Source organism: Arthrobacter sp. 2762 (assembly GCF_040548745.1).
Classification (GTDB): Bacteria; Actinomycetota; Actinomycetes; order Actinomycetales; family Micrococcaceae; genus Arthrobacter.
The window spans coordinates 254998-280018 of the sequence record NZ_JBEPSI010000001.1 but is presented as its reverse complement, the minus strand read 5'-3'; the positions used below and the strand labels follow the sequence as shown (position 1 = coordinate 280018).

Annotated in this window: 25 protein-coding genes; 13 read left to right on the top strand and 12 right to left on the bottom strand. The window is 61.5% G+C overall.

Annotated elements, in window-relative coordinates:
• Nucleotides 1-85: 85 nt before the first annotated feature.
• A complete protein-coding gene (locus ABIE18_RS01360) occupies nucleotides 86-1168 on the top strand; it encodes a glycosyltransferase family 4 protein (protein ID WP_499720835.1) in 1083 nt (360 codons plus the stop codon).
• A 40-nt stretch (nucleotides 1169-1208) separates the two neighbouring features.
• Nucleotides 1209-3344, top strand: coding sequence for an amylo-alpha-1,6-glucosidase (locus ABIE18_RS01355; RefSeq protein ID WP_499720834.1), 2136 nt, complete (start codon nucleotides 1209-1211; stop codon nucleotides 3342-3344).
• 4 nt (nucleotides 3345-3348) lie between these two features.
• Here the strand turns inward: ABIE18_RS01355 and ABIE18_RS01350 are convergent, their stop codons facing one another.
• The 5 genes from ABIE18_RS01350 to ABIE18_RS01330 form a co-directional block, all read right to left on the bottom strand.
• Nucleotides 3349-3879, bottom strand: a complete 531-nt coding sequence (locus ABIE18_RS01350) for a GNAT family N-acetyltransferase (RefSeq protein WP_499720833.1) — start codon at nucleotides 3877-3879, stop codon at nucleotides 3349-3351.
• An 88-nt stretch (nucleotides 3880-3967) separates the two neighbouring features.
• Nucleotides 3968-4360 (bottom strand): universal stress protein, encoded by a 393-nt coding sequence (locus tag ABIE18_RS01345; RefSeq protein ID WP_431118153.1) that lies wholly within the window; start codon nucleotides 4358-4360, stop codon nucleotides 3968-3970.
• Nucleotides 4357-5967: a tripartite tricarboxylate transporter permease gene (locus tag ABIE18_RS01340; RefSeq protein WP_499720832.1), complete on the bottom strand. Its 1611-nt coding sequence runs from the start codon at nucleotides 5965-5967 to the stop codon at nucleotides 4357-4359. The genes ABIE18_RS01345 and ABIE18_RS01340 overlap by 4 nt, the downstream gene beginning before the upstream one ends.
• Nucleotides 5967-6470 (bottom strand): tripartite tricarboxylate transporter TctB family protein, encoded by a 504-nt coding sequence (locus ABIE18_RS01335; RefSeq protein WP_499720831.1) that lies wholly within the window; start codon nucleotides 6468-6470, stop codon nucleotides 5967-5969. The genes ABIE18_RS01340 and ABIE18_RS01335 overlap by 1 nt, the downstream gene beginning before the upstream one ends.
• The gene (locus tag ABIE18_RS01330; protein ID WP_499720830.1) at nucleotides 6467-7477 is read right to left on the bottom strand and encodes a Bug family tripartite tricarboxylate transporter substrate binding protein; all 1011 of its coding nucleotides are present in this window, start codon (nucleotides 7475-7477) and stop codon (nucleotides 6467-6469) included. The genes ABIE18_RS01335 and ABIE18_RS01330 overlap by 4 nt, the downstream gene beginning before the upstream one ends.
• A 284-nt stretch (nucleotides 7478-7761) precedes the next feature.
• Here ABIE18_RS01330 and ABIE18_RS01325 point away from each other — a divergent pair, with 284 nt between their 5' ends.
• The 3 genes from ABIE18_RS01325 to ABIE18_RS01315 all read left to right on the top strand — a co-directional run bounded on the left by ABIE18_RS01325 (nucleotide 7762) and on the right by ABIE18_RS01315 (nucleotide 10537).
• The gene (locus ABIE18_RS01325; protein ID WP_499721362.1) at nucleotides 7762-9333 is read left to right on the top strand and encodes a sensor histidine kinase; all 1572 of its coding nucleotides are present in this window, start codon (nucleotides 7762-7764) and stop codon (nucleotides 9331-9333) included.
• Nucleotides 9334-9335: 2 nt separating this feature from the next.
• Nucleotides 9336-10004, top strand: a complete 669-nt coding sequence (locus ABIE18_RS01320) for a response regulator (protein WP_499720829.1) — start codon at nucleotides 9336-9338, stop codon at nucleotides 10002-10004.
• Between the two features lie 107 nt (nucleotides 10005-10111).
• Nucleotides 10112-10537, top strand: coding sequence for a ChaB family protein (locus ABIE18_RS01315; RefSeq protein WP_499721361.1), 426 nt, complete (start codon nucleotides 10112-10114; stop codon nucleotides 10535-10537).
• Nucleotides 10538-10617: 80 nt separating this feature from the next.
• On the opposite strand, the gene ABIE18_RS01310 is transcribed toward ABIE18_RS01315, so the two are convergent.
• Together ABIE18_RS01310 and ABIE18_RS01305 are read right to left on the bottom strand one after the other, a co-directional pair.
• Complete coding sequence (locus tag ABIE18_RS01310; RefSeq protein WP_499720828.1) at nucleotides 10618-11649, bottom strand: LLM class flavin-dependent oxidoreductase; 1032 nt, start codon at nucleotides 11647-11649, stop codon at nucleotides 10618-10620.
• 278 nt (nucleotides 11650-11927) lie between these two features.
• Entirely contained in the window at nucleotides 11928-13118 is a 1191-nt protein-coding gene (locus ABIE18_RS01305; protein WP_431118164.1) for an ROK family protein, read from the bottom strand.
• Nucleotides 13119-13218: 100 nt separating this feature from the next.
• Here ABIE18_RS01305 and ABIE18_RS01300 point away from each other — a divergent pair, with 100 nt between their 5' ends.
• The 7 genes from ABIE18_RS01300 (at nucleotide 13219) to ABIE18_RS01270 (ending at nucleotide 19249) form a co-directional block, all read left to right on the top strand.
• Nucleotides 13219-13995 (top strand): amino acid ABC transporter ATP-binding protein, encoded by a 777-nt coding sequence (locus ABIE18_RS01300; RefSeq protein ID WP_499720827.1) that lies wholly within the window; start codon nucleotides 13219-13221, stop codon nucleotides 13993-13995.
• Between the two features lie 73 nt (nucleotides 13996-14068).
• Nucleotides 14069-15019: a glutamate ABC transporter substrate-binding protein gene (locus ABIE18_RS01295; protein ID WP_499720826.1), complete on the top strand. Its 951-nt coding sequence runs from the start codon at nucleotides 14069-14071 to the stop codon at nucleotides 15017-15019.
• 36 nt (nucleotides 15020-15055) lie between these two features.
• Nucleotides 15056-15700 carry an amino acid ABC transporter permease gene (locus tag ABIE18_RS01290; RefSeq protein ID WP_499720825.1) on the top strand — a complete coding sequence of 215 codons (645 nt, stop codon included), beginning with the start codon at nucleotides 15056-15058 and terminating at the stop codon, nucleotides 15698-15700.
• Complete coding sequence (locus ABIE18_RS01285; protein WP_499720824.1) at nucleotides 15697-16560, top strand: amino acid ABC transporter permease; 864 nt, start codon at nucleotides 15697-15699, stop codon at nucleotides 16558-16560. Before ABIE18_RS01290 ends, ABIE18_RS01285 begins: the two co-directional genes overlap by 4 nt.
• A gap of 11 nt (nucleotides 16561-16571) precedes the next feature.
• Nucleotides 16572-17564: an asparaginase gene (locus ABIE18_RS01280; RefSeq protein WP_499720823.1), complete on the top strand. Its 993-nt coding sequence runs from the start codon at nucleotides 16572-16574 to the stop codon at nucleotides 17562-17564.
• A 1-nt stretch (nucleotide 17565) separates the two neighbouring features.
• Entirely contained in the window at nucleotides 17566-18321 is a 756-nt protein-coding gene (locus tag ABIE18_RS01275) for a copper homeostasis protein CutC (RefSeq protein ID WP_499720822.1), read from the top strand.
• Entirely contained in the window at nucleotides 18314-19249 is a 936-nt protein-coding gene (locus tag ABIE18_RS01270; protein WP_499720821.1) for an ROK family protein, read from the top strand. The genes ABIE18_RS01275 and ABIE18_RS01270 overlap by 8 nt, the downstream gene beginning before the upstream one ends.
• A 290-nt stretch (nucleotides 19250-19539) precedes the next feature.
• On the opposite strand, the gene ABIE18_RS01265 is transcribed toward ABIE18_RS01270, so the two are convergent.
• The 3 genes from ABIE18_RS01265 to ABIE18_RS01255 are packed head-to-tail and all read right to left on the bottom strand — an operon-like array spanning nucleotide 19540 to nucleotide 22141.
• Complete coding sequence (locus ABIE18_RS01265; RefSeq protein ID WP_431118176.1) at nucleotides 19540-19965, bottom strand: RbsD/FucU domain-containing protein; 426 nt, start codon at nucleotides 19963-19965, stop codon at nucleotides 19540-19542.
• Entirely contained in the window at nucleotides 19962-20723 is a 762-nt protein-coding gene (locus ABIE18_RS01260) for an SDR family NAD(P)-dependent oxidoreductase (RefSeq protein WP_499720820.1), read from the bottom strand. Before ABIE18_RS01260 ends, ABIE18_RS01265 begins: the two co-directional genes overlap by 4 nt.
• A gap of 44 nt (nucleotides 20724-20767) precedes the next feature.
• Nucleotides 20768-22141 (bottom strand): MFS transporter, encoded by a 1374-nt coding sequence (locus tag ABIE18_RS01255; RefSeq protein ID WP_499720819.1) that lies wholly within the window; start codon nucleotides 22139-22141, stop codon nucleotides 20768-20770.
• Between the two features lie 402 nt (nucleotides 22142-22543).
• On the opposite strand from ABIE18_RS01255, the gene ABIE18_RS01250 reads away from it, so the two are divergent.
• Nucleotides 22544-23326 carry an IclR family transcriptional regulator gene (locus tag ABIE18_RS01250; protein WP_499720818.1) on the top strand — a complete coding sequence of 261 codons (783 nt, stop codon included), beginning with the start codon at nucleotides 22544-22546 and terminating at the stop codon, nucleotides 23324-23326.
• 184 nt (nucleotides 23327-23510) lie between these two features.
• On the opposite strand, the gene ABIE18_RS01245 is transcribed toward ABIE18_RS01250, so the two are convergent.
• On the bottom strand, nucleotides 23511-23987 hold the full coding sequence (locus tag ABIE18_RS01245) for a heme-degrading domain-containing protein (protein WP_499720817.1): 477 nt from the start codon (nucleotides 23985-23987) through the stop codon (nucleotides 23511-23513).
• Nucleotides 23984-25018: a Gfo/Idh/MocA family protein gene (locus ABIE18_RS01240; protein WP_499720816.1), complete on the bottom strand. Its 1035-nt coding sequence runs from the start codon at nucleotides 25016-25018 to the stop codon at nucleotides 23984-23986. Before ABIE18_RS01240 ends, ABIE18_RS01245 begins: the two co-directional genes overlap by 4 nt.
• Between the last annotated feature and the right edge of the window lie 3 nt (nucleotides 25019-25021).

The window sequence follows — 25021 nt, the reverse complement described above, 5'->3', positions numbered from 1 at the left end:
CCGAAGAATCGCGTGTGTCTGGGGCCGCGATGAACACGAGGTTGAACCCCGTGCGCGGGTTCGCATATTTGTGGAGGCCTACAGCATGCGCGTTGGACTCATCGTTGGACCATGGTTCCCAGTTCCCCCGGAACGGTATGGCGGCACGGAACGGGTTGTGGATGCCTTGGCCCGTGCCTTATCCGATGCAGGGCATGACGTCCTCCTGGCGGCGGCGTCTGACAGCACCTGCCCCGTTCCGCTGCTGCGGGGCTTCGGGCCAAGCGAGCCTGAAGAGCTGGGGCTGACGCTCAGCGAGTTACACCACGTCATCAAGGCTTATGCCGGCATGAAGGACGTGGACATTATCCACGACCACACCCTTGCAGGACCTCTCTATGCCCACCGGCCGCCGGGTGTTCCCGTGGTGACCACCGTCCATGGCCCGCTGACACCGAGGTACGCAGGGCTCTACCGGGATATGGCCCAGGACACCGCGATCATCGGCATTTCGCATGACCAATGCAGCCGCATTTCCGACCTTCAAATATCGGCAGTCATCCACCATGGCCTGGACTTGTCCACGGTTTCTGTTGGCGACGGTGCCGGCGGCTACGCATGCTTTGTCGGGCGCATGTGCCCGGACAAGGGCTTGCTGGAGGCGGTGGCCGTTGCCCGCGAGGCCGGGGTGCCGCTGCGCATCGCTGCCAAGATGCATGCCAAGGATGAGCAGGACTACTTCCACGACGTCGTGGAGCCGGTCCTTGGCTCAGAGGAAGAATTCCTGGGAGAACTCTCAGATCCGGAGAAGTACGAACTGATGGGCGGAGCGATGGCCCTGATCAACCCCATCCAATGGCATGAACCGTTCGGGCTGGTCATGATCGAGTCGTTGGCCACCGGAACACCAGTACTGTCCACTCCAATGGGTGCGGCACCGGAAATAGTCCGGCATGGCGTCACAGGATATCTCGCGCAGACCAATGAACTCGCAGGGTTTGTACAGGACGTGCAAGGGCTTAGCCGTGCGGAGTGCCGGCGTACCGTGGATGAGTACTTCAACGCAGCACGGATGGCGGCGGACCATCTGGAGCTTTATGCCACGGTCATCGAAGAATTCAAGGCCGGAGGCCTTCCCGGCAACGGCAAGTTGCAAGACAATCAGAGGCAAGCCCCCATCAACCTGTGATCGATAAGCAGGACATTTCCCGAGGAAGGCTTCGTGGGCCATGACTGCTTGGAACGCCGATACGGAGGCAGGCGCTTCCGAGCTGGGTGCCGTGACCATCGTCGAAGGTTCATCTTTCTGCATTTCCGCACATTCCGGTGACATCCACGGCGGCGGCTCCCAAGGCACCTACTACCAGGACACCCGGATCGTGTCGCGTTGGATCCTGAGGATCAACGGGGCCCTCCGGGAACCATTGGTCACCACCAACCGCACCGCGTTCCAGGCCGAATATGTTGGCAGGGCCTGCTCCAGCGATGGGCGCTTCGACAGTCCGCTGGTTGTGCAGCATCAGCGGCATGTGGGCGCAGGGCTGCGGGACGACCTCACCATCAGGAACTACTCGGGCCAGCCGGCGCCTTGCGAGATCGAGTTGCTCATCGACGCCGACCTCGCCGACCTCTTCGACGTCAAGGGCGGCAGGACAAGCAGGGCAGGAGCCACCGAGAAAACGGCGCGCAAGAAGGAGCTCCATATTGAGTCCGTTCACACGAACGGCGAACGCCGCGGAGTGGCGTTCCGGGCTTCGGGAGCCAAGGCGAATCCGGAAGGACTGACATTCCACGTCACTATCCCGGCCCGCAGCCAGTGGAGCACCAGCGTCATTGCCATTCCCCTGATCAATGGAAAGGGGCCGGACGAACCGTTTACGGAAACCACGGCGCTGCACCACACCATTGGTGTACGCCGGCATATGGCCTGGGCGGAGCACGTTCCCCGGATCGCTGTCACGGACAGGAACGTCGAGGAAGTCCTGGAACGAAGCCAGAGCGATCTTGGTTCGTTGCGGATCTTCGACCACGAACATCCTGGGCGTGCTGCCGTCGCAGCCGGGGCGCCGTGGTTCATGGCACTGTTTGGACGCGACTCGATCCTGGCGTCCTACATGTCACTCATGGTGGACCCTGGACTTGCGGCTGGCTCGCTGCAAACACTGGCCGGACTTCAGGGCAGCAAAGTGGACGCCGACTCCGAGGAGGAACCCGGCCGCATGCCCCACGAGGTGAGGCTGGGAGTCACGGCCGGACTCTCCTTGGGCGGGACCGCCTACTACGGAACGGTGGATGCAACGCCACTCTTCGTCATGCTGCTGGGCGAACTCAGCCGGTGGGGTCTGGGAACGGACATCATCGATTCCCTCCTTCCCCACGCAGACCGTGCTATCTCCTGGATGGAGAAATACGGCGACCGGGACGGCGACGGGTTCATCGAATACCAACGCCCCAACAGTCACGGCCTGATCAATCAAGGGTGGAAGGACTCCTGGGACGGCATCAACTTCGCCGACGGCAGGATCGCTGAAACACCCATCGCCTTATGTGAGGTCCAGGCTTACGCCTACGGAGCCTATGTTGGGCGTTCGCTCCTGGCGCGCGCCGCGGGCGATGCCGCCGTCGAACGCCGTTGCGCGGATCGGGCGGAAGCGCTCAAGGAGGCGTTCAACGAAGCTTTCTGGCTGCCGGACAGGGGCTATTACGCCCTTGCCCTGGACAAGGACAAGAAACCTGTGGATTCCTGTACGTCCAATATGGGCCACTGTTTGTGGACGGGCATTGTGGACGAGGACAAGGCTGCACTTGTGGCGGAGCGGCTGATGGCACCTGAGATGTTCACGGGCTGGGGGATCCGCACCCTGGGTTCAGATATGGGTGCATACAACCCCGTCAGCTACCACAACGGCTCGGTCTGGCCGCACGATACAGCGGTAGTGGCGACTGGACTCATGCGCTACGGCTTCGTGAAGGAAGCCAGCCGTGTGGCGAGCGGATTGTTCGACGCCGCTGAGCACTTTGGCGGTCAGCTTCCGGAACTGTTCTGCGGCTTTGACCGCTCAGACTTCCCGGAGCCGGTGCCATATCCGACGGCGTGTTCCCCCCAGGCGTGGGCAGCCGCGGCGCCGATTCAGTTGGCTCGCATCCTCTTGCGGTTCGACCCCGATTTCACCAGGAAGGTGCTCCACCTGGCGCCCATCCTCCCGGACTCGTTCGGGGAGTTCAAGGCCGAAAACGTGCTGCTGGGGCGCTCGCGGGTCACCATCCAGGCGTCCGCGGGCAATGGCACCGTGACGGGATTGCCGGCTGACCTGGAGTTGCGCTCCGATCCCCGGCCGCCGTTGGCGGGGGACCTGTTCGGCTAGCTCTTTAGAGCTCGCGCTCCATGACGAAGTCATGCTCCACGGTGTCGCCCAGTTTGAAGGACTTGGTGCCCACCCTCTGGAAACCACTCTTTTCATAGAAACGGATCGCCTTGGCGTTTTCACTGTTCACGCCAAGCCAGACTCCTGCCGCGCCCTTTTCCGCGGCGTCCGCGACGGACGCCTTCATGAGGCGGGAAGCGGCTCCTTGGCCGTGGTGGTCCGGGTGGACGTAGCACTTGCTGAGTTCCGTGGAGGGGAGTGCCGAGAGCACGGAGGCTACATCCGGGTCGCCTGCCGGCTTGGCAATCAGCATGGTGTACCCGTTGAGCTGTCCGTCGTCGTCGAGCACCAAAATGGTGATGTGCGGATCGGCGAGGTAATCCACGAAGTTCGCCTCGGCGAGCGTCTTCTCGAGATGGGCCTGGATGTCCGCCGATGAGGCGCCAGGTGGGCACGCCAGCGGAAAGGTGACGGACGCCAGCTCGGCCAGCTTCCCGGCGTCGTCTGCTGTTGCTGTTCGAATGGTCTCGGCCACGTGGTCCCCCTTGGAGTTTTGTGAACGGCTAATGCCCCTAAGAACGAATCTTAGGGGCATTAGCTGGACACGATCTCCTGATTTGCCTTTAGTCTGCTTTCACCGCGAGCACCGGGCAGTCCGCCTCCAGCAGGATCCGTTGCGAGACGCTGCCCATGATGAGTTTGCCAACCGGGCTGCGGCGGCGGAGGCCAATCACAATCAGCTCGGCGTTGTGCTCGTCGGCCGCATCCAGCACCTCAGCAGCGGCATCATGGCCGCGGACGGGCTGCTTGATGATGTGCTCGACGCCTTGCAGGGCAAGGCGCTCCTCGATGGTCTGGATCTCCGGTTCCTGCGCGTACCTGTTATCCACCAAGGCGTCGCCTTTGGAAGAGTTGATCACCAACAGGGTGTCGTTGTTTTTCTTCGCTTCGGCAATGGCTTGGGTCAATGCGGCTTCGCCCTCGGGCGTGGGGACGTATCCCACCACGATGGTCATGGCTTCTCCTTGTTGTGGTGGCTGTTGTGCTGGAGCGGGGTGGTGTTTTCGTCAGCTTGGATGGCGGCGTCCTCCGTCAGGAGCACTTCACTGGGGTGCGCCGGGACCACGCTGGCTGGCACCGGACGGTTGCGGCGGACCAGCTTGAAGAGCAGTGGCCAGAGGATGACGATAGCCACGATGATGTAGACGACGACGGCGATTGGCTCACTCAACAGCCCGGCGGGGTCACCAGCGAACAGCTGGAGAGTCCTGCGCAGCTGGCCTTCGATGCGCGGGCCGAGGATGACGCCCAGAATCAGGGGCAATACAGGCAGCCCGAAGCGCCGCATCATGAATCCCAAAGCTCCGAGCACCAGCAGGATCACCAGATCGAACGCCTGCAGGTTCACCGAGTAGGCGCCCAACGTAGCGAAGAAGAGAATGCCGGCGTAGAGGTAGGGCCGGGGAAGCTGCAGCAGTTTCGCCCACAGGGGTGCCAAGGGCAGGTTGATGAGCAAGAGCAACAGGTTGCCGATGAAGAGGCTCGCGATGAGCGCCCACACCAAGGGACCTTGGCTGGAGAACAGCTGCGGGCCGGGCTGGATGCCGTACGAGGTGAACGCCGCGAGCATGACGGCGGCTGTGGCGTTGGTTGGCAAGCCGAGGGCAAGCATTGGGGTCAGGGTTCCGGCGGCGGCAGCGTTATTGGCTGCTTCCGGGCCTGCGACGCCTTCGATGGCTCCCTTGCCAAATTCCTCCGGATGTTTTGTCAGCCGTTTCTCGGTGACATAGGAGAGGAACGTGGGGATCTCGGCACCACCGGCGGGAAGTGCGCCAAACGGGAAGCCGAAGGCCGTGCCACGCAACCAGGGTTTCCAGGAGCGGGCCCAGTCTTTCTTGCCCATCCAAGGACGTCCGACGGGAATGATGTGAAGCGGTGAACGCCGCAAGTGCGCGGCAACCCACAGTGCTTCACCCACGGCGAAGATGGCCACTGCCACCACCACGATGTCCAGGCCGTCGGCCAGCATCGGCTGGCCGAACGTCAGGCGGCGCTGGCCGGTAACGGAGTCAATGCCCACCAGACCTATTGCCAGGCCCAGTCCCAAGGAGGCAAAGCCCCTGAGCCGGGATGAACCCAGGACTGCGGTGACGGCCAACAGGGCGAGGATCATGATGGCGAAGTAACTCGGTGCGCCCAAGCTCACGGCGAACTGAACCACCAGCGGTGCAAGTCCTGCCAGCAGGGCCGTACCGATGGTGCCGGCAATAAAGGAACCAATCGCCGCAGTCGCGAGCGCTTGGGCTGCCCGCCCGGCTTTCGCCATCTTGTTGCCCTCGATGGCAGTCACTACAGACGACGATTCGCCGGGTGTGTTCAGCAGGATGGAAGTTGTTGAGCCGCCATACATGCCGCCGTAGTAGATGCCGGCGAACATAATAAAGGCGCTGGTGGGCTCAAGGGCGGCCGTGACCGGAAGCAGCAGCGCCACAGTCATGGCCGGGCCGAGCCCTGGCAGAACGCCAACGGCCGTTCCCAGGAGCACGCCGATCATGGCATACAGAAGGTTCATGGGGGTGAGGGCGGTGGCGAAGCCGTCCATCAAAGAGGACCAGACGTCCATCAGAGGATTCCTTCCAGGAGTCCGGCCGGCAGCGCAATGCCAAGGCCGAGGTAGAAGCCGTAGAAGGTGGCCAGGGATAGCGCAACGGAGATGATCCCGTCACGAACGTAGTGCCGGCTGCCAAGTGCCAGCACGCTGCCCCAGAACAGGACAGTCCCGGAGATGACCCAGCCGGCCCAGTCGATGAGCAGGATGTTGAGGATGAATGCTCCTGCAAGGGGGAGCACGGTCTTCCAATCGGCGGGGTGTGCGAGGTCAATGTCCTCGCCGCCTTCCACTTCGCCCTTGCCACCGCGGAGAACGTTGATAGCCAGCAAGATTGCGCAGACCACCAGAAGCCCGGCAACGACGAAGGGAACTGCCTTGGGCCCTACGGGGTCCGACTTCGAATACGGGGTTACCAGGCCGTTGGCGTCGAGGAAGACAACGACGCCTACCGCGCCGAGCAGGAGGGCTACCCCCAGCTCGGCGCGGCCTTTGAGGCCTGTTGCTAAAGTGCTCACGCCAAGCCAAGCTTGGTGAGCACGTCCGCCACCCGCTTGTCCTGGTCCGTCAGGAACTTCTGGAACTCGTCACCGGTGATGAAGGCGTCGGTCCAGCTGTGGGTCTTGAGGGCTTCTTTCCAGCCAGCGGATTCGTGCATCTTCTCCAGCGCGGCAATCAGGGACTTCTTGTCGTCCTCGCTGATGCCCGGAGGGGCCACCATTCCGCGCCAGTTGGTGAAGACCAGATCGATGTTGGACTCCTTCAGCGTGGGGGCGTCAACACCTTCCAGACGCTTCTCGCCACTGGTGGCTAGGACGCGAACTTCACCGGACTTGATCTGCTGCAGGTACTCGCCTGCACCGGAAGCCGCGAAGCCAAGCTTGTTGCCCAGGATAGCCGGAAGAAGATCTCCACCACCGTCGTATGCCACATAGTTGACCTTCGTGGCGTCAATGCCAACGGCACCTGCCAACTGCATGGGCAGGAGGTGGTCAGGGCCACCAGGCGAGGAACCGCCACCCACGGAGATGGATCCGGGATCTGCCTTCCAAGCCTTCACGAGGTCATCGATCGTTTTGTACGGGGAGTCCTTGCTGACCATGATGGCGCCGGGCTCTTCAATGAGCCGTGCCAGTGGGGTGGTCTCGGTCAGCTTCGACTCGGACTTGTTGGTGTAACTGGCACCCACAACGCCCAGACCCATGAGCATGGTGAGGTCCCCGTTGCCCTTTTCGTTGACGACGCGGGCCAGACCCACCGTGCCGCCTGCACCTGCGAGGTTGAAGACCTCCGTGTTGTTGGCGATCTTCTCGTCGTCGAGGACCTTGGCAGCCGCCCGTGCGGTGGTGTCGTAGCCGCCGCCGGGAGTATTGGGAACCATGATCTGGAGTCCGGTGACCGGTCCGGCTGCAGCGCCGGAGCTGGACGAACCAGTGGAGCTCTTACCTGTGGCGCCGCAACCGGTGGCCATCAGGGCGATGCCGGCAGCAACGGCGGCGATTCGCAATGCGCGGATCTGGCGCATGGTGTTCCTCTTCTCAGTATGGAAATTCTGTGCAGGGCGATCAGCGTTGTGCCCCCGTGAATTGATGCTAGGTCCGGGCGTGACGGTCATCACTCTTGTGTTCGCAGTGATCTTTAAGTTCATTGCGTTCACGCCTCTGCCGTCTCATAGGGTGCAGCCCCGCTGGTGCTCAGCGTGCTTAGGGTATAGTTCCGATACGCCAAGGCGGACTACTTTTGAAACTGTTAGCGGCCCTTGCATATTGGAATCACCAAAGGATCCAAACAGTGACTCGACGAAGAGGAATGTCCTTGGCAGGGCAGTACCTTGTGCTGCAGTTGTTGATCGTCCTGGCGGTTCTGGTCGCTGTTGTTGCCATCTCCCTTGCCCAATCTGCTGCTGCTTTTGAACGCACTGAAGGGCGCCGCGCCTTGTCCGCGGCAGAGGCCTTGGGCAACAACCCCACAGTGCGTGCCCTGTTGCCCACTGCCGAACCCCGCAACGGGTCAGCGCTCCCGGCCGTGGCCGAATCCATTCGGACTGTTTCGGGCTCCTCCCACGTGGCACTCGCAAAGTTGGACGGCACCGTGGTGACCTCCTCGGATCCCAGCCAGCTGGGCAAGCAACTTCTGCTCGGCGACAGCAGGGTCAAGGAAGGCCGGGCATGGACCGGAGTCCTTGCCGGCAACGAAGGGAAGGTTCTCTCAGCACACGTGCCGGTACTGGACGATTCCGGGACCATGATCGGCATCGCAGCCATCAGCAGGAACTATCCGTCTGCCCTTGAACGGCTGGAAGACGTGGTGCCCAACCTCCTCACCTACCTTGGCGTTGCGAGTGTCCTGGGCGTGGCCGGTTCCCTTCTGCTGTCCCGTCGCGTCAAACGGCAAACCTTGGGAATGGAGCCCCGGGAGATCACCGGGCTGGTGGAAAACCGTGAAGCGATGCTGCAAGGCCTCAAGGAAGGGGTAGTGGCGCTGGACCCGCACGAGCGGATTACCGTGGCAAATGAGAGCGCCCGCCAACTCCTCGGATTGCCCGCAGACTGCGTAGGCCGGAAACTTGGATCACTTCACGTGGACCGCGCGCTGAAGGTGGTACTCACCCGGGAACAATCAGACCCCGACCAATTGGTGCTGGTGGGGGACCGATTGGTGGTCATGAACAGGGTGGCCCTCAGGTCCCGCGGGCGCGACATCGGCTCCGTGACAACACTGAGGGACCGGACCGAGTTGTCATCCCTGGAGCGCGAACTCGGTGCCACCAAAACCGTGACGGACACTTTGCGTGCGCAGGCCCATGAGTTCGCCAACCAGCTCCACGTCATTTCCGGCCTGATCCAGATCGGCGAATACGATTCCGTGGTGCAGTTCGTCAACGGTGCCACAGTGGACCGGACCCGGCTCAACGACGAAGTAACCAGCCGTATCGAGGACCCCGCGCTCGCAGCCCTCTTGATAGCCAAAGCCAGTTTGGCCACAGAACGCGGCGTGGAACTACAGATCGACCCGCAATCCGGGCTCCCGCGCGTCAACGAGGAACTGTCCCGGGACCTCACCACTGTGGTGGGCAACTTGGTGGATAACGCGTTCGACGCCGTCACTGGGCTTGTTGGGGCGTCGGTGAGTGTGTTGGTGGTCAACTCGGCGGACGGTGTTTCAGTCACCGTCCGGGACAACGGACCAGGCGTGCCCTCCGACTCCGCAGAGGACATTTTCCGGCAGGGCTTTTCCACGAAGGAGCCGGGACCCGGCGACGCCCGCGGCTTCGGCCTGGCGCTCTCGCGGGTGATCTGCCGCCGGTCCGGTGGCGACCTGACAGTAGCCAACGACCATGGGGCAGTTTTCACCGCACGATTCAATAAAGGGGCAGTGTAATCATGATCAAAGTCTTGATTGTGGATGACGACTTCATGGTGGCCAAGGTCCACGCCGGTTTCATCCAGCGGACGCCGGGGTTCGGCGTCGTGGGTGTAGCGCACACTGGCGCGCAGGCCATCCTTGAGACGCAACGGCTGCAGCCGGATCTGGTGCTGTTGGATATCCATCTCCCGGACATTAACGGGCTGGACCTGATGCATCAGCTCCGCGATGTTGCCCCGGACCTTGACGTGTTGGTGATCAGCGCGGCCCGTGAAACCGAAACGGTGCGTAAAGCACTGCGCGGCGGCATTGTGCATTACCTTATTAAGCCGTTTTCGCAGTCCGATCTTCAGGAGCGTTTACAGCACTATCTGAATGCTTACCAAGGGCTGGACGCTTCCAAGGACGTGGCCGAGCAATCGGACGTCAACCGGGTATTCGGGCTGGATTCCGCTCAACGTACGCTGCCCAAGGGCTGCAGCGTGGAGACACTGGAACTCGTGGAAGCCGCGTTGAAATCGGCCCACGGCGACGTCTCCGCCGCCGAAGTTGCCGAGCAATTGGGGACCTCCAGGGTGAGCGCCCGTCGTTACCTTGAGTACCTCCATGACGAAGGTGCGCTGGAAGTCAGGCTGAAGTACGGCGTCGGGCGTCCTGAAAGAAGGTATGTGCTGAAGGGGCGGTGACGCCGAGCGTCAGTACCTTGCACCGCAGCCAGCCTGGCCCCAAGGGTCGATTGATAAACTGGATGCACGTCCGCGATCAGCATTCCTGACTAAGGAGCGTGAGTACTATGCCCAAGACCGGCAAGAACGATCATGCCCGTAAAGACGAACTCCCATCCACTCTTCAGCGCTCTGAGCAGAAGGCCCAGGACACCTTCGCCAAGACCTACGATTCCGCCATGGAGACCTACGACAACGATGAGAGCCGGGCGGCCCGCACCGCCTTTGCCGCGGTGAAGCACAGCTACGAGAAGGTCGGCGACCACTGGGAGGCGAAGGAGGAAAGAGGTCCTTCTGATCAGCATGCCGAGGAAGGCATTGGGTCAACGCAACCCACCGCCGGGGGAGTGGACGCCAACGCCTCCAAGGAACATCTTTATCAGCGCGCTCAGGAGCTGGACGTCAAGGGCCGCTCGAAAATGAGCAAGGACGAACTCGTTAAGGCTCTACAGAAAGCCAACGACGCCGCAACGCGGAAGGCAAGAGGCGGCTAGTCTCTGCCGCAGGCTTGCTGGTTAACCACCAGTTCATGGCCCTCATCAGAGTTCGGCCGGGAAACGGTCACCGCACCTCGTCATCCGGCAGCTTTCCACCCTAGGGCGGGCCCCAATTTTCCTGCGATGTCGGTGAGGATCTGCACGTAGTCCCCATGTTCAAAGCTGAACGGCAGTGCGAAAGCTACCTCGTCGACCTCCTGGAATCCAGCATGGGCGTACAGTTGCTCGGCGATTTCAGCGCTGGTCCCGATCACATCCGGGGCGAACAGCATGCCCTTCGGGCCTTGGGGCGCCCGCGTGCGGGGAGTGCGTTCATCAACGTAGCGTTGGTACTTCTCCCTCTGGGCGCTCGAAGCAGAATCGGTTGGGATCACCACCAAGCCCTGTGAGACCCGGGCAGTGTTTCCGCCCGCTGCGGCGGCTTCTCGGTACGCACGAATCTGCGCTTGCTGGACCCTGGCAAAGTCCGGTTCCTGCGCCTTGTCCGGGAAGATCACACTGCTGGACAGCAGATTGAAGCCGTTTTCCCCGGCCCAAACGGCCGACTTCATGCTGCCCGCCCCGTACCAAAGGCGGCTGCGCAGCCCGGGGGAGTGCGGCTCCACCCGGTTGGAGAATTCCTCCACAACGCCTTGCTTGCCGGAGAAGTCCCGCACTTTTTCACCGGCGATCAGGCGGGCAAAGCGTTCCAGGCGACCATAAGAGAAGTCCTCGGTTTCTGAAGATTCCGGGTACAGCTGATGCTTCACGGTGTCGTAGTGCATCGGTTCGCCCACGCTCAGCCCTGGATTGATCCGTCCCCCGGCGAGCAGGTCCACGGTGGCCAGGTCCTCCGCCAGACGCAGGGGGTTTTCCCAACCCAGCGGGGTGACTGCGGTGCCGAGCTCAATCCTGGACGTGCGCTGGCTGGCGGCGGCCATCACCGCGACCGGTGAGGAAATCCCGAACTGCAAATGACGGTGCCGCAACCAGGCGCTGTCGAATCCCAACTGCTCACCGAGTTCGATGATCTCCAGCGTTGACTGGTGGCCGGCGGCCGGATTCGCGGGGTCGAACAGGCCGATGGTGAGAAATCCAAGCTTGCGGAGGGGGAGTTCGGGGCTGGGCATGGACTTCCTTCGCGATCGATCGGCAGTTACTGCCCAGAATAGGTGCGGGTACCGGGGACGACGGTGGGAGGTTACCTTTTGTTATGGGGCTGGCGGAGGGTGCGGAAAGGGCCATTCTGTAAAAGCTGGTAGGACGTGGCAGTCGAGCTGCTGTTTGTGGGCCTTCCAGCGGCGGAGTAACGCCGCATTCGCCGGTTTCATGGGTTGTCAATTCAGGTCCGGTTCTGTGGGCGGAAGTGTTCGCGCATGCCGGGGATGGCCGCAGAGTTCAGTGGCCACTATTTCCGGGTGGATGCGTTTACCGCTGCGGTAATCCTGGCCGGGTCGAGGATTCTATCCAGGGCGAGACGGGCGCTCCCGGTTATGCCGCCGGTTTTTTTGGCTTTCGTCGCTTCGATCTCGAGGCTGTCGGTGGCGAAGGGCTGGCATTCGGTGTAGATCGCTGACTGGACACCGCTGATGAAAGATTCAGCCTCGCTAAGGGTCCCGCCGAGGATCACGCGTCGAGGGTTGAAGAAGTTAACAATTGAGGACAGAACGACCCCCGTGCGATTGCCCGCTTCACGCAACAGGTGGGTTGCGACGGGATGGCCATTGGCGGCTAAACGGATGAGGTCGGGGGTATCTGTCACGGCCTCGCCCGCTGCGTGCAGGACTTTGACGATCGCTGCGCCGCCGGCGACGGCATCCAAACATCCAGTTCGTCCGCAGGAGCACAACGTCGCAGGCGCGTCCGGGACGCTGACATGGCTGATGTCTCCAGCCATGCCACGGTAGCCGTGATGAATACGGCCACCCGCTATGACCCCGCCACCAATGCTGGAGCCGGCCTTGACGAAAATGAAATCGTCGGCGTCCTCTCCACGGATCAGATGCTCGCCCAGAGCCATGAGGTTGGCGTCGTTGTCCACGAAGACTGGCACGCCAAGAATTTCCCTGAGCAGGGCGCCTGCCTCTACGCCATTCCATCCAGGCATCCGGGCAGGAGAGACCATTTTTCCTTCAGGGAAACTGACCGGGCCGGGCAAGCCCATCCCAACGCCAAGCAACCTTAACCGCTCGGAGCTCGTCTCGACCAGGTTCCGGATCTGACCTGCTACCTCATTGAGCACGGGTTCGGGGCCTTGGGTGATGTCCAAGGCAGTATGGCGCTCCGAGATCAGCTGGCCTTGGAGATCAAACAGTCCAAATGAAGCGTGTTTGCCACCCAGATCCACTCCGGCGACCATCCCGTACGAGGCGTTGATTCCCACCCCACGTGGTCGGCGCCCGACCTGGGACTGTCCTGGGCCGGTTTCAACCACGTAGCCCAGCTGGATCAGCTCATTGACCCTGAGGGCCGCCGTGGTTGGTGAGAGACCGGTTTCCTTGGCGACGTCGGCCCGGGAGGCTGCCGTGCCCCGGCGGATGAGATCGAAGATTCCCCCGGGGGAGGTTGGGTACCGCAGCACGCGCAAATTCGAGGACATCGATAGCTCATTTCTGCATATTTGGATTAACTGCATAAATTATTGCACAAACTAGGCCTCGTTAGTACGCTTCTTACAATTCGATCTAGGACAGGTATTTATGGCAACGCAGGCATATCTCCCGGAGCAGGACACTTCTCTCCGAACACTGGTGTCCATGCAGGGAGTGAACAAGCACTACGGCTCCTTGCACGTTCTCAAAGACATCAACCTGAACGTCTCGGCCAAGGAAGTGGTAGCCGTCATCGGACCGTCCGGCTCCGGTAAATCCACGCTGTGCCGGACCATCAACAGGCTGGAAACAATAGGGTCGGGAACGATTACCGTCGATGGTTCTCCATTGCCATCGGAGGGAGCCGACCTCGCCCGGCTACGCTCCGAGGTGGGAATGGTCTTCCAATCCTTCAACCTCTTCGCCCACCGCACAATCCTGGACAACATCACGCTTGCCCCCGTCAATGTGCTCAAAAAGAAAAGAGTCGCCGCAGAGGCCGAAGCGATGGTTCTGCTTGAACGGGTGGGGATAGCCCACCAGGCGAGGAAGATGCCGGCGCAACTCTCCGGAGGGCAACAGCAAAGGGCCGCCATCGCCCGGGCCCTGGCTATGCAACCGAAGGTGATGCTCTTCGATGAGCCAACATCGGCACTCGACCCCGAAATGGTCAATGAAGTACTTGAAGTAATGGTCTCGCTGGCAGCAGAAGGTATGACGATGATTGTCGTCACCCACGAAATGGGTTTCGCCCGGCGGGCAGCGGATCGCATCGTCTTCATGGACGCGGGGCAAATCGTCGAAGAAAACACCCCGGAGGCCTTCTTTGATGCTCCGCAGACCGACCGTGCGCGGTCATTTCTGTCCTCCGTGCTGAACCACTGAAAATTCCAGGCCCTCCACCATCACCCTGCGGTCCAGCACGCACTGGACTGCACCCTAAATGAAGGAACCGCTCGTGAAAATTGGACTGAAGAAACGACTGCCCGGATACGCCACGGTTGCGGTGGCTGCTTCGCTGGCCCTCAGCGCCTGCTCCGCAGGATCCGCCAACGTCCCCGGTACAGCTGGGACCCCACCGACCGGGCCGGCAGGCACCGAGTCGATCGTAAAAAGCGCCCCCGTAGCCACCGCCGAGCTTTTGATCCCCGGCTCAACTATGGAGGCGATCAAGAAACGCGGAGTTCTCCGGGTCGCTGCAGCCTTGGATGCACCCCTGCTCTCCCAACAGGACCCCACTAACCCGGAAAACGTCGCGGGCTTCGACGCGACACTTGCGAAAATGCTTGCCACCTACATTCTGGGCGAACCCAAGATAGAGATTGTGCCTCCGGCCTCGGAAACCCGGGAAGCGCTGCTTTCCAACGGCACCGTAGATGTCGTTTTCAACACTTACACCATCACCGAAAAGCGGGCCGAACAGATTTCCTTCGCCGGACCCTACTTCAACTCGGGATTGGCAGTAGCCGTGAAATCTGACAACAACACCATCAAAGGGATCGAGGACCTGAGCGGCAAAACGGTCATCGTTGGTGCCAACACACCCGCTGTGACCGCGGTTCCAGCCAAGCAACCCACCGCAAAGCTGGTCGACTTCGCGACCGATCCCCAAGCCGTCCAAGCCCTGCTACAGGGCAGGGGAGACGCCTACGTCCAGGACTACACTCTTCTGGCCAGCGACGCGGCAACCGAGAAACGCATGAAAGTCGTTGGGCAGCCCTTCACTGTTGAGTCTTACGGCATCGGCCTGAAGCACAACGACACGGCTTTCAAGTCCTTCATTAACACCTGGCTCCAGACCATCCAGAAAAACGGCCAATGGGGCCAAGTGTGGGAAGCAACGCTCGGAACGGTAGTGGAGTCGGATAAACCCCAGCCACCGGTCATCGGTTCGGTACCCGGCTCCTGAACCCGGGCAAAGCAGCGCCAGGAAAGTAGAACAATCATGGACATACTCGCCGACAATCTGGGTCCAATCCTTGAAGCAATCGGAATCACACTGCTGATGACGGTGATCGCAGGTATCGGATCCATCATTCTGGGCATCCTAGTCACCGTCGCCAGGGTCAGCCCGATACCCTTCCTGCGGACCACCGCATTCCTGTATGTGCAGTTCTTCATCAATGTTCCCCTCCTGGCGCTGCTGCTGCTGGCAGTGTTCGCGCTGCCCGATGCAGGCATCATTCTGCCGCTGACACCCACCGCCATCGCGGTGCTCACTATCTACGAAGCCGCCTATGTGGCCGAAGCCGTCCGTAGCGGAGTCAACACTGTGGCGTCGGGCCAGATTGAAGCATCACGAGCCCTGGGCATGAACCTCGGGCAAAGCCTCAGACTGGTCGTCGTTCCCCAAGCACTCCGATCGGTCGTCCAGCCTATTGGGAACGTCATGATTGCCCTGGCCATGAACACCGCACTGGCGGCCGTAGTCGGCGTCGTAGAACTGACCTCCCGTGCCAACAAAGTAAACCTTGAGTACGCCCAACCCATCGAAATCTTCACGGGCGCCGGCCTGGTCTACATGACGATCGCCCTGATCATTGGGCTGAGCGCCGGACGCATCGAACGTAAGGTGGCCATTCTCCGATGATAAAAACCGAAACCAGCAGCGCAGTCAGCTACCTCTATGAAGAACCCGGGCCACGTGGGCGTCGGAACATCGCTATCGGAACCTTTATCAGCGTCGCCGCGATCGGCCTTGTCCTGGCTGCCGTGCTCTGGCAATTCGGATCGAACGGCCAACTCGATCCGGCAAAATGGGCGCCGTTCCTGGATCCTGCGATCTGGTCATACCTACTCGTCGGGCTGCTTGGCACGGTGCAGGCCGCGGCGGTCGTGGCGGTCCTCAGCGGATTGCTCGGCGTCCTGCTGGCCCTTGCCCGGGCTGGATCCAACAAACCGCTGCGTCTGGCCGCCGCTGCCTACATTGAAATCGCCCGCACCCTACCGGTGCTGCTGCTCATCTACCTGATGCTGTTCGGCCTGCCGCAGCTCGGGCTAAACTTCCCCACTCTGTGGAAGCTGGTCATCCCTCTGACCGTGGCCAACTCCGCGGTATTCGCGGAAATCATGCGCGCCGGGATCCTTAGCCTTCCCCGCGGACAGGCAGAGGCCGCCCTGAGTCTGGGAATGAAACCCCGCCAAGTCAGCCGCCTCGTGGTGCTGCCCCAGGCACTGCGCAGCGTCACACCGTCGCTGATCAGCCAGCTCGTAAGCCTCATGAAAGACACATCCTTGGGGTACATCGTCGCGTTCACCGAACTGCTCTACAGGGCCCAGGTGCTCTCCTCGTACAACCACCTGCTGATTCAAACGTTCCTGGTCGTCACGCTCATCTACCTGGTGTTCAACGGTTCGCTCTCTGCCGTCGCTGCCCGGTTCCGACGACAGAAACAGACAGCCGATCCGGAACTTCCCCTGCCCGTTCCCGCCCTCCAGGGCACCCGCTAGAAGGATCCTCAGTGACCCAAACCCAGCCCCTCCATGCCTACTCACCGCTCGCCTCCGTCATCCGGTCCGGCTTTACGGAGAGTGTCCACTACGGATCCATCATCGCCCTGGACCGGAAGGGGCACACCGTTCTGTCCCTGGGACCGGTGGAAGACGCTGTGCTTCCGCGCTCGACCGTCAAACCCGTCCAAGCCCTGAGCTGCCTGGAAGCCGGCGCCGACCTGGACGCGGAGGAACTCGCAATTGCCGCCGGCAGCCACACAGGCGAAGACGCCCACCTTCGAGTGGTTGGGAACATTCTCCGCCGCGCCGGTCTGGATGAATCGGCACTGCAGTGCCCGGCCGACCGTCCCGAAGACGAGGCAACCTACGAGAACATGATCCGGCGGGGCGAACCGCGCCGGCCTCTGCGCATGAACTGCTCCGGCAAACATGCGGCGATGCTGCTGGCCTGCTCCGCCAACGGCTGGTCGACGGAAAACTATCTGGACCCTGAACATCCCCTGCAGCGCAGGATCCGCACAACGATGGAAACCACGACCGGGGTACAGGCCAGCAACGAAGCCACCGACGGGTGCGGCGCACCACTGTTCAGCACCACCATCCGAGGACTCGCAACAGCCTTCCGCACCCTTGTACTGGCGGACCCCGCGACCCCTCAGGGCCGGATCAGCGCCGCAATGCGGCAGAACCCCTTCTACGTCGGAGGAACCGGACACCAGAACAGCACCCTCATGGAGAACATGCCCGGCGTGCTGGCCAAAGGCGGGGCGGAGGGAGTGATCGCCGTCGCAGCTCCGGACGGGTCAGCGGTATCCATGAAGGTCATCGATGGCAGCCCCCGGGCCACCACGCTGCTGGCAATCCACGTCCTGGAAATGCTGGGCCATGACACCCACGGCGCACGGTCCCTCAGTGAAGTGGCCGTCCTAGGCGGAGGCCACAGTGTGGGAAGCATCAAACCCTCACCAGCCATCGGCAAGGCAATCAGGCTGGCCCTCTGAGATGACATTAGTGGAAGTGTGCGTCGAGGACCTCGCCGGAGCGGCCCTGGCCGACCAAGGCGGCGCCGGAAGAATCGAACTCTGTGCCGGCCTTTCCACCGGAGGCATCACACCGAGTATCGGCACAATAGAACAAATCTTTCAGACCGTGCATCGCACCGCGGTCCGGGTCTTGATCCGCCAGCGCGACGGGGACTTCGTGTACACCCGAAAAGAGATCGATGCCATGACTGCTGACATATTGCACATCAAGGAAGCCGCCAGGGACGCCTGGGTCGAAACCGGGTTCGTGCTCGGCGCACTCACCCCGGAAGGAACCATCGACAAGGACACCACCTCCGAGCTCATGGCGGCCTGTGACGGCCACCCCGTGACCTTCCACAAGGCCTTCGATCTCACCCCGGACCTTGGTAGGGCATTGAAAACCCTGACCATGTTGGGAGTAACCTCCGTACTGACCTCCGGCGGGGCCCGGACGGCAGCTGAGGGAGCCGGACGTCTGCGGGAACTGGTCCAGGAAGCCGGCGCCAGGATCGAAATCGTTGCCGGCGGAGGAATACGCCCTGCCAACGCCCGTGCACTGCTACAGCAGACCGGCGTGCCGGCCCTCCATTTCCGGGCCGCCCACAACGTACCGAGCAGCGGACACCAGAACAAACTAACCAGCCTCTACGACACCGGACTACGTACCGTCACATCCAAGAACCAGATCATCGGCATGCAGCACGCCGTCCGCCAAAGTGGCGACCATGGCTGAACCGGCCGTCATAGCCATCGACGTAGGCGGGACCAGCATTAAAGGCGCCGTCATTCCCGAGCAGGGAGGCTTGCACTTCCAGCAAACAGTCCCAACTCCCGAAACGAATGCGCTCGATGCCATTGGGAGGCTCGTTGCAACACTTCAACGGGCAGCCACAAACCACGAGTGGTCCGTCGAGGCAGCAGGAATCGTCACGCCCGGGATGGTCGACGAAAACGCCGGGCACGTCGCCTACGCTTCCAACCTCGGCTGGCGGGACCTTCCGTTGGCAGAAAACCTCAGAGACCGAATTGCGCTACCCACTTTCGTGGGCCATGACGTCAGAGCAGCCGGACTGGCCGAACGACTGCTCGGCACGGCGCAAGCTTCCCAGGATTTCTTCTTCATCCCCATCGGCACGGGCGTGGCAGCGGCCATCATCTCTGCCGGTCAAGCGATCCGTGGGGCTCTCAGCGCCGCAGGCGAGATCGGACACATCCCCATCGTCCCGGATGGGGAAAAGTGCATGTGCGGCCAACGCGGCTGCCTTGAAGTCTACGTATCAGGCGCCGGCATCGCCCGGCGGTATCGAGCCCAAGGAGGAGAGAACCTCACCGCGCGCCAAATAATGCAACAGCTCCCAACTGACCCACTGGCACGCAGAATCTGGGACGAGGGCATGCGCGCCCTCGCACAAGGCCTGACCATCGTCACCCTACTCATAGACCCGGCCCACATCGTGATCGGCGGCGGGTTCGCTGATGCCGGAGCGGCCATGCTCAAACCCGTCCAAACCCACCTGGCAGACAACCTGGCGTGGCGGGAACCACCACTGGTTACCCTGTCATCCATCGGCCGACAAGCCGGCGTAATCGGCGCCGGAATAGCCGCCTTCCATGGGCTCGGACACGCAAACATCACCGACCAATGGATCATCGCTTCCTGACGGTAAACGATCAACCGCCGATGCGGACTAGGCCTAGGGCGTCGGGACCCCGGCCTGTTCACCGCCCGTATCCAACAGTAATTCTCGCGCTGTTGTGACAGCAGTTGAGTGCTCGAGGAAGAACGTTCTACCGTTTACGGAGGGTCCGCACACTACGCAAACCAGCGGACGACCTGTGACCGGCACGGTCACAGGTCGCTCATGGCTGCCAAACGACGGGGAGCCTGGAAGGTGTTGGTGCATGCCCGAACGGAGAAACCATTCTGGCGTCCGACGTGCACTCAGCGTTTTTAGACCGTTTGGAGTACGCCCACGGTCACCAGTGCGTTCGCGAAGCGCCGTGAATCGCCCGTCACGATGCACAAGGCAAGATTCTGTGACCTGGCGAGGTCATAGAATTCGTGACGGTTAACGAATTCTGTTTCGGTGCCTTCGGGCGTTAGGTCATCGATTTCTGTATGAACGAGGCATGGAGTTGCGTCTTCGGAGGGCATGATCCGCGTTAGTTTTTCGATTCGGATGGTGCCTAGGACGGCGCGTAGGACTTGGGGCACCGTTGGAAAGTCTGCCTGCAGGTTCAGATAGACAGTTTCCGCGTTTGGTCCGACTGCAGTCGCGGCTGAGTAGTGTCCGTCTGTGATGAGTACGGTAGCACCGTGGCCGGCTGCCGCCAGGGCGGAGAGGATGCGAGGATGCGTCAGTTGCCCGGTGATCATGCGAAGTACTGTCCGCCGTTGATGTCGACAACTGTACCCGTGACGAAGCGTGCATGCTCGGACGCCAGCCACAACGCCGCACCCGCGACGTCTTCGGGAACTCCGGCCCTTCCGAGCGGGATTGTCTCGACCGTGGCGGCTTTGGATTCCGCGGTGGTGAAGGTGTCATGGAAGGGTGTCGCTTCGATGAATCCAGGGGCCAGGGCATTGACGGTGACACCAGATGCTGCCAGTTCCTTTGAAAGCCCACGGGTGAAGCCAAAGATCGCAGCTTTGGCCGTGGCGTACGCCGTCGCCCCGGCGTGTCCGCCATTACGGCCTGCCAACGAGGCGACGTTGATGATGCGGCCGCCACCGTTGATCAGTGGCAGGGCGAAGTGTGTCATCAGGAAGGTGCTGTCCAGGTTAACGGCCAGAACCTGCTTCCAGAGTTTGAAATCCATGTCGCCGATGGCAGAGCGCTGGATGAGCCCGCCGACATTGTTGACGAGAATGTCCAGCCGTCCGAGGTCGCGGCCGAGGGCCTCGACTGTCCTTTGGACTTCCGTTTCGATGGTCGCGTCCAGCTGCAGGGAGGTCAGCGGGTGCCCGGTGTGGCGTTCCACGTCATCGGCGAAATCCTGGTCGGGTTTGTGGTTGTTGTAGGTGATGGCGATTCTGGCTCCGGCCTTGGCTAAGGCCAGTGCGATGCCTTGACCGATGCCGGTGCCTCCGCCTGTAATCAGAGCTGTCTTTCCGCGTAGTGACTGTTCGAACATGATGAATTGTTCCTTTCATGCGAGCCGGTTCTCCGGCTGCGGGACTAATTGGTTTTTGCGAGTTCGGCCGCGGCGGCGGCGCTGGGAGCGGCAGTGCCTTCGGGCCGGTTCCGTGCGTAGAGGAACGTGGCGATGGCCGCGATGACCAGGCAGCCAGCCAGGAAGAGCAGCCCGGCAAGGTTGCTGTGTGTTGCGTCGTTGAGCAGCCCGACGGCGTAGGGGGCTACGAATCCTCCGACGTTCCCGATGGAGTTGACCAGTGCCAGTCCCGCTGCGGCGGCTGCGCCGCCCAATGCGGCGGATGGCATGGAGAGTAGGGGTGCGGTTGCGGAGAAGACGCCCATGGCCGCGATCGTGAGGAATACCAGCGCGGCGACAGGGTTGACCGGGAGAAGGAATGCGGCCCCGGTCAGCCCGAATGCTGCGATGAGCATGCTGATGCTGGCGTGGGCTGCGCGTTTGCCGGTCCGGTCCGAGCGGCGGCTCCAGTAGAAGACGAACAACGCTGCGGCCGCGTAGGGAATGACGACGATGAAGCCCACTTGGGCTGGATCGAGCTTGCCCAGCCCGGCAACTACGGTTGGCAGCCACAGGCCAAAGCCGTAGATGCCGCAGACCATGCCGAAGTTCAGGAACGCGTACACAAGGGCCCGGCGGTCTTTCAGCCCGTCCAGGAAACTGTGCGATCCGGTGCGCTGTTTCTCCGCCAGTTCGTTGGCCATGGTCATGCTCAACCAGTTGCGTTCGTCTGCTTTGAGCCAGCGGGCATCTTCCGGGCGGTCGGTCAGCAGCCGCGGCGCCATGAACCCCAGAATGATGGCGGGGATGCCTTCAATGATGTAAAGCCACTGCCATCCGTGAAGGCCCAGCATCCCGTCCAGATTCAGGAGCAACCCCGACAGTGGGGCACCGATGGCATTGGAGATGGGTTGGGCCAGGATGAACAGACCGAGGACGGTGACGCGCTGTGCCGCGGGGAACCACAGGGTGAGGTAGAAGACGACAGCGGGAAAGAAGCCGGCTTCGGCGGCGCCGAGCAGGAAACGGATGACGTAAAACGTCGTCTCACCGTTGACCAGCGCCATGGCGGTGGCGCAGATGCCCCAGCTGATGAGGATCCGGGCGATCCACTTCCTCGCCCCGAACCTGTACATGCCCCCATTGCTGGGGATCTCGAACAGGGCATACCCAATAAAGAATATGCCGGCACCAAGACCATACGCGGATGCAGTCAGGCCGATGTCTTCGCTCATTGTCAGTTTCGCAAAACCAACGTTGTTCCGGTCCAAGAATGCGACGAAGTAGAGAAGGCAGATCACGGGAATGATCCGGCGACGTACCTTTGCCAGGGTCCGGTCCCCGAGCTCCCCGAAGGTGAGCGGGGCCGAGCGCTGCCTGGCTGAAATCAATGTCTTCATCAAGACTCCTTTGGCTTAATTCAAAGCCGCAACGGATCATCACGCGATCCTACGACTGGTCCTATACGCAAATAGTGTGCATCATATGCACGTGCCGTGCAAGGAATGCACAGATAGCGTTCTTGTTCTGGTAGGCCGTGGCGATTCGGCTTGACTGGCTCTCGAGCGGAATCGTACATTTGTACACATCATGTGCACATGTTGCACCCAGGCTTGTGGAGGAGGCGCGGCGGGATTCTTTGGGGAACAAATCTGTCATCGCCCGCGGCATGGCGGCGAAAAGGGGCAAACCGGGCTGGAGGCACGGTTCAGGCGTTGGCCCGCTGTCTAAACTGGGAAGCCTGATCAGCTGATGAGCCGTAAACCCGACCGACCACCAAAACACAGGATCGAGCAGAAACCATGTCGCAGACGGTAGCCCGGGCAATCCAAATTCTGGAGTATTGCAGTGAACACCCGCGGACGCTGAAGGATATTGCCGCAGACCTGGGGGTTCACAGAACAACGGCATCCAGGATCCTGCAGACCATGATCGAAGCGGGGTTTGTGCGAACCGACGAGCGCGGCTATTTCGGCGTCGGGTTCAGACTCGCCGGCCTGGCACAGTCAGCCTTGGAACAGTTCGATCTCAGGTCAGTCGTTCACCCCCACATTGTCCGACTCAGTGAACACCTTGGCCACACCGTTCAGTTCGCCGTGCCGGAAGCCAACCGCATTGTCTATGTCGATAAAGTCGAACCCGAACAATCCATCAGCTTGAACACAAGAATCGGCGGATTCGTAGTCATACACACAGCCGGGGTCAGTAAGGCCATTCTCGCGTTCATTGATGGTGCCCGTCGTGAGTCCATCCTGGATAACGCCACCTTTGAACAACGGACGCCCAACTCCATCACTTCCAGGTCCGAATTTGTGAAGCGTCTTGAAAAGGTACGCGCTCGAGGATGGGCTGAGGACGACGGCGAGTTCGACATCGTCTCGAACTGCATAGCGGCACCGGTATGGGATCACGCAGATCGTGTTGCCGGCGCTATATCAATTACAACGTTCCGGGAGAAGACCGGTCTGGAAGAGCTCCGCCGCAGCGTTCCTGACCTTCTGGCGACAACCATGTCCATTTCGCTCGAGCTCGGCTGGAAGCCTAAAGGCGAGACCGCACCCTCATGGGCAAAGGCAACCGGATGACCGAGCAGCATCCACTGTCGACGGATAGACTCCGCGTCATCACCATGGGATTCTCCGGGAGCGGCAAAAGCCTGATCGGCCACGCTAAAACGCTCGTACCGCGACATCATCCGGCAAGCAGCACCAGAGACTGTTTTCATACACCTACCGGGAAGCGCCGCCCTGGCACACGCCCGGTCCTGCCCTAAACCGCCACCGTCTTCAGGTAACTCCGGATGCCGTCAACCACCAGTTGGTGGTCCTCATCTGAGCTTAGCCCGGACACCGTGACAGCCCCGATCACGCCAGCGCCCCGCACCCGGATGGGGAACGAGCCACCAGCGAGGGTGTAATCCTCATGGGCAAGCCAGCCGCCTCCCAGAGGGCTGTGGGTGCGGGCGGAGAACTGCTCAGTTAACAAGGCTGTGCTGTGTTCAAAACGCAGCACCGAGGCGGACTTGCGGCGGATCCACTCTTCCTGGTCGGCCGTCGCTCCAGGCAGGACGCAGCGGAAGAGCACAAGGTTGTGCCGCCGGATATCGATGGCAACGCCATGACCGGAAGCGATCGCGTGGTTGGCGATGAGCGAACCCAGGCGCCAGGCGTCGTGGTGGTCAAAGCTTGCGAAGACGAGTTCTTCCTCCTGCTGGCGGAGCTCGACAAGGCGGGCAGATTCAGTCATTTCGTTGCACCTTCTTCTGAAACAACAGTGTCGGCTTCGTAGCTGAGCCCGATCTGGCGGCGGATTTCATCCATGGCGGCCATGATGGCCACGCTTTCGCTCGGGGGCAGGATGGTGCCGGCGCTCTCACCAGCGCGGATCAGGCGCTCGAGCTCGGCTGCCTGGTACTGCATTCCGCGGCTCTTTACGGGCTGCTCGAAACGCTCCACCACTTCACCGTTGACCCCGAAAACGGTGAAGGGCACTTGGTTGTACCAAGTGTGTTCGATGTCGATGTAGCCCTCTGTACCGATCACCATGGCGCGGTTGGCGCTGGCGGCGTCGAGTTCGCAGTCCACAATGGCCTGTTGCCCCTTGGAGTACTCGAAGATTGCTGCTGTTTGCCTGTCCACGCCGGTGGCCGACATGGCTGCGCTTGCCCTGATTGCGGCAGGCGTACCCAGGACGTCGAAGGCAAAGGAGATGGGATAGATGCCCAGGTCCAGCAGCGCCCCACCGCCCAGGGCGGGATCGTTCAGCCGGTGGGCAGGGTCCTTGGGAAGGCTCTGATTGTGGCTGGCAACCACCTTCCGGACCTCGCCGATGGTGCCTTCCTGGATGACTTCGCGAATGCGGACCATGTGCGGAAGGAAGCGCGTCCACATGGCTTCCAGGGCCACAAGGCCTTTGGATTCGGCCAGGTCCACGATCTCCCGGGCTTCGCGGGCGTTCATCGTGAAGGCCTTCTCCACCAGCACATGCTTTCCGGCCTTGAGGGCCAAGAGCGCGTTGGCATGATGGAACGGGTGCGGCGTCGCGATGTAGACCACGTCAACCAGCGGGTCCGCCACCAAGTCCTCATAGCTGCCGTGGGCGGTCATCACACCATGCAGTTCAGCGAATGCTCGGCTGGACTCCAATGAGCGCGAGCCCACCGCCTGCACTGTAAAGCCGTTCTCGTTCAGGTCCTGCGTCTGGAGTCCGGCAATAAATCCTGTGCCGAGGATGCCCCAGCGGATTGTTCCGTCGGAGGTGCCATTGCTGAGGGTCACGTG

Excerpts from the sequence above, each read along its gene's own strand:
- ABIE18_RS01360 (WP_499720835.1), top strand. The coding sequence starts at position 86 with ATGCGCGTTGGACTCATCGTTGGACCATGGTTCCCAGTTCCCCCGGAA.
- ABIE18_RS01355 (WP_499720834.1), top strand. The coding sequence starts at position 1,209 with ATGACTGCTTGGAACGCCGATACGGAGGCAGGCGCTTCCGAGCTGGGT.
- ABIE18_RS01345 (WP_431118153.1), bottom strand. The coding sequence starts at position 4,360 with ATGACCATCGTGGTGGGATACGTCCCCACGCCCGAGGGCGAAGCCGCA.
- ABIE18_RS01340 (WP_499720832.1), bottom strand. The coding sequence starts at position 5,967 with ATGGACGTCTGGTCCTCTTTGATGGACGGCTTCGCCACCGCCCTCACC.
- ABIE18_RS01330 (WP_499720830.1), bottom strand. The coding sequence starts at position 7,477 with ATGCGCCAGATCCGCGCATTGCGAATCGCCGCCGTTGCTGCCGGCATC.
- ABIE18_RS01325 (WP_499721362.1), top strand. The coding sequence starts at position 7,762 with ATGTCCTTGGCAGGGCAGTACCTTGTGCTGCAGTTGTTGATCGTCCTG.
- ABIE18_RS01320 (WP_499720829.1), top strand. The coding sequence starts at position 9,336 with ATGATCAAAGTCTTGATTGTGGATGACGACTTCATGGTGGCCAAGGTC.
- ABIE18_RS01315 (WP_499721361.1), top strand. The coding sequence starts at position 10,112 with ATGCCCAAGACCGGCAAGAACGATCATGCCCGTAAAGACGAACTCCCA.
- ABIE18_RS01310 (WP_499720828.1), bottom strand. The coding sequence starts at position 11,649 with ATGCCCAGCCCCGAACTCCCCCTCCGCAAGCTTGGATTTCTCACCATC.
- ABIE18_RS01305 (WP_431118164.1), bottom strand. The coding sequence starts at position 13,118 with ATGTCCTCGAATTTGCGCGTGCTGCGGTACCCAACCTCCCCCGGGGGA.
- ABIE18_RS01300 (WP_499720827.1), top strand. The coding sequence starts at position 13,219 with ATGGCAACGCAGGCATATCTCCCGGAGCAGGACACTTCTCTCCGAACA.
- ABIE18_RS01290 (WP_499720825.1), top strand. The coding sequence starts at position 15,056 with ATGGACATACTCGCCGACAATCTGGGTCCAATCCTTGAAGCAATCGGA.
- ABIE18_RS01285 (WP_499720824.1), top strand. The coding sequence starts at position 15,697 with ATGATAAAAACCGAAACCAGCAGCGCAGTCAGCTACCTCTATGAAGAA.
- ABIE18_RS01275 (WP_499720822.1), top strand. The coding sequence starts at position 17,566 with ATGACATTAGTGGAAGTGTGCGTCGAGGACCTCGCCGGAGCGGCCCTG.
- ABIE18_RS01270 (WP_499720821.1), top strand. The coding sequence starts at position 18,314 with ATGGCTGAACCGGCCGTCATAGCCATCGACGTAGGCGGGACCAGCATT.
- ABIE18_RS01265 (WP_431118176.1), bottom strand. The coding sequence starts at position 19,965 with ATGATCACCGGGCAACTGACGCATCCTCGCATCCTCTCCGCCCTGGCG.
- ABIE18_RS01260 (WP_499720820.1), bottom strand. The coding sequence starts at position 20,723 with ATGTTCGAACAGTCACTACGCGGAAAGACAGCTCTGATTACAGGCGGA.
- ABIE18_RS01255 (WP_499720819.1), bottom strand. The coding sequence starts at position 22,141 with ATGAAGACATTGATTTCAGCCAGGCAGCGCTCGGCCCCGCTCACCTTC.
- ABIE18_RS01250 (WP_499720818.1), top strand. The coding sequence starts at position 22,544 with ATGTCGCAGACGGTAGCCCGGGCAATCCAAATTCTGGAGTATTGCAGT.
- ABIE18_RS01245 (WP_499720817.1), bottom strand. The coding sequence starts at position 23,987 with ATGACTGAATCTGCCCGCCTTGTCGAGCTCCGCCAGCAGGAGGAAGAA.